The sequence below is a fragment of the Verticiella alkaliphila genome (assembly GCF_018904615.1).
GTDB classification, from domain to species: domain Bacteria; phylum Pseudomonadota; class Gammaproteobacteria; order Burkholderiales; family Burkholderiaceae_B; genus Verticiella; species Verticiella alkaliphila.
Genome location: NZ_JADCNH010000103.1, coordinates 1 through 1,251, shown reverse-complemented (window position 1 = coordinate 1,251; position 1,251 = coordinate 1). Strand labels below are relative to the sequence as shown.

Genomic DNA, 1,251 nt, shown 5'->3' with positions numbered 1-1,251 from the left:
TGGGCTTGCCCCATCCCGCCGGACAGGTTGTTTAACCTAACAAGCCGCCGCCTCGAACTGGATGGGGCTGACGTATCCCAGCGTTGAGTGCTGGCGTCGCGCGTTGTAAAACCGCTCGATGTAATCGAACACCTCGGCTCGGCATTCATCGCGGGATCGGTGAATATGTCGGCTCAGGCGTTCGGTCTTCAGTGTGGAGAAGAAGCTCTCCATGGCGGCATTATCCCAGCAGTCACCTCGCTTGCTCATGCTGCATACGATCCCCGAATCGGCCAACAGCATCTGGAATTGCTCGCTGGTGTACTGACTGCCCTGGTCGGAGTGGTGCAGGACCTCGCGTGGCCGGCCTCGACGGTGTAAGGCCATCATCAGAGCGTCGGTTACTAGTTGGGACGTCATGCTGGCCTGCATGGACCAACCGACAATACGCCGAGAGTACAAATCCATGACGGCGGCGACGTAGAGCCAGCCCTCGGCCGTCCAGACGTAGGTGAAGTCCGCCACCCATTTCTGGTTCGGTGCGCTGGCCGTAAAGTCGCGATCCAACACGTTGGCAGCAATGGCATGAGCCGATCTGGGTCCTGTATCGGACGGATGACGACGGCGTTTGGCCCGTGCCACGAGGCTTGCGTGACGCATGAGGCGCGCGACGCGATGTCGGCCGCAGCGCTCGCCCCAGGCTCGAAGATCGCGCCATATCCGAGGACTGCCGTACGTCCGGTCGCTAGCCTGAAAGCTCTCGCGAATACGGCCCAGCAGCCGCTCGTTGGCCCGCTGGCGGGCGCTGGGCGAGCGGGCGTGCCATTCGTAGAAGCCGCTGCGCGACACTCCAAGCGTCCGGCAAAGCTCGCTGACCGGCCAGACCGCCCGATGACGGGCAATGAACGGATACTTCATGTCTGGTCCTTGGCAAAGTATCCGACCGCTTTTTTTAAGATGTCCCGCTCGGTCCGGACCTTCGCCAGTTCTCGGCGCAACTGCTCAATCTCCTGTTGCTGCGCGCTCTTGAGCGGCTTGCCAGGCGCGCACTCCCAGATGCCGCCGCGCATCTGTCCAACCCAACGCCGCAAAACACTGGGATCCAGACCCAAGTCCTGCGCTACACGCGATACGTTGCTGTCGGGCTGCTCAGCCAGCCGCACCGCCTCGCGCTTGAACTCGTCCGTGAAATGTCTTCTGCTTCGTGCCATCGCTTCGCTCTCCAGGCATGATCATGCCATCTGATCTGTCCGGAGTAACGGGGCAAGCCCA

At 61.8% G+C, this 1,251-nt stretch carries 1 protein-coding gene; it reads right to left on the bottom strand.

What is annotated here, in order from left to right; all coding sequences use genetic code 11:
• Positions 1-36 precede the first annotated feature (36 nt).
• Positions 37-1,190, bottom strand: a protein-coding gene (locus IMZ29_RS22405) for an IS3 family transposase (protein WP_253207386.1) whose coding sequence is annotated in 2 segments (ribosomal slippage) — positions 37-923 and positions 923-1,190 — 1,155 coding nt in all. Because the reading frame shifts where the segments join, the coding sequence is not laid out codon by codon here.
• Between the last annotated feature and the right edge of the window lie 61 nt (positions 1,191-1,251).